The following is a 1,345-nucleotide window of genomic DNA, read 5'->3' as shown; positions in this document are numbered from 1 at the left end:
TTGACATTCTCACGCCCGCTAAAGCCACGGTGATTCCAAACATCACTGTTTGGGCTTCCTCTTTCTGCGACCCGACTTACTTGAAGGAGTTTCCTCACTCAAACAGAGGTCGATGTCTCCAGAGGCATTATAGGTTCCCGTGTGCCCCACGGTACGCAATCCCAGTTCTAATATATTTCGCGCAGCATTCCAATCGCGGTCTAAAACAAATCCACAATGCGGACAAATATGTGTTCTTTGACTTAGCGATTTCTTCACAACCTTTTCGCAATTAGAACAATTTTGGCTAGTGTAGTGCGGTGCGACGGCAACAGTAGCTACTCCAAACACTTTGCCAAAATATTCAATCCAATTCCTAAAAGCTGTCCAAGCGGCATCAGATATAGACTTGGACAGCTTTTTGTTTTTGACCATGTTACGCACCGACAAGTCTTCGTAGGCTACCAAGTCGTTGGACTGGACTACGCACCTTGCTAATTTCACAGCAAAGTCTTTACGCCGCCTACTTACCTTGAGGTGTTTTCTGCTTAATCGATTCCGCGCCGCTTCTCTGTTCTTAGAACCTTTCTGGGTTCTGGAAAGTCTGCGATTAAGCTTTTTGAGTGACCGCTCAGACTTTCTTAAATGACGCGGGTTCTCGACGGTATTACCATCCGAGTCTGTGTAGAAATGGGTCAATCCTACGTCTAAACCAATGGTTCGTCCCGTAGGCTCTCGCTTTTCATTCCGTTCAGCATCAATACAGAATTGCACGTAGTACCCGTCGGCTCGACGCACTACGCGCACTCGTTTGATTTGACTCTTCTGGTAGAAATGCAAGTCGCGAGTTCCCCACAACTTAAAACTTCCTGCTTTGAAGCCGTCGCTAAAGTTTATGCTTCTGAGATCTTCTGAAAGCTTCCATCCACAGGTTTTGTATTCAACAGAACCGCGGGTTTCATGCTTTTTGAAACGTGGAAATCCTTTCTTTCCCGGTTTTGCCTTTTTGCAGTTGTCGTAGAAACGAGCAATGGATGACCAAGCTCTCTGTGCGGAAGCTTGCCTTGCCATTGAGTTGAGCTGGGCAGCCCAAGGGAATTCTTTGGCAAGCACCGCACAGTAGGCACTCAAGTCGTATCGATTCACACCCTTCGTATCTATCCAGTACCTGATGCAGCTATTACGAATAAAGCGAGCAGTACGAATGGCTTCGTCTAGCCTCTGGTACTGCTCGCTCTTTCCTTCTAGCTTGGCTTCAAATACTAACATTTACGTCTTGGAACTGGATATAAAACACTCTATCACAGTTCTGGGGAAATTAAAGCCGTCCTAAAAGGACCGGGCTTTAGACCCATTTTCTTGGTAA

Annotated in this window: 1 protein-coding gene; it reads right to left on the bottom strand. The window is 46.3% G+C overall.

The annotated features are described in order from the left end of the window. Window positions 1-42: 42 nt before the first annotated feature. Window positions 43-1,248 (bottom strand): transposase, encoded by a 1,206-nt coding sequence (locus QUA70_RS28435; RefSeq protein ID WP_333351108.1) that lies wholly within the window; start codon window positions 1,246-1,248, stop codon window positions 43-45. Window positions 1,249-1,345 lie beyond the last annotated feature (97 nt).

The sequence above is a fragment of the Microcoleus sp. LAD1_D5 genome (genome assembly GCF_036702115.1).
In the GTDB taxonomy this organism is placed as follows: domain Bacteria; phylum Cyanobacteriota; class Cyanobacteriia; order Cyanobacteriales; family Microcoleaceae; genus Microcoleus.
This window is presented reverse-complemented; position numbering and strand designations above follow the sequence as displayed.

Excerpts from the sequence above, each read along its gene's own strand:
- QUA70_RS28435 (WP_333351108.1), bottom strand. The coding sequence starts at position 1,248 with ATGTTAGTATTTGAAGCCAAGCTAGAAGGAAAGAGCGAGCAGTACCAG.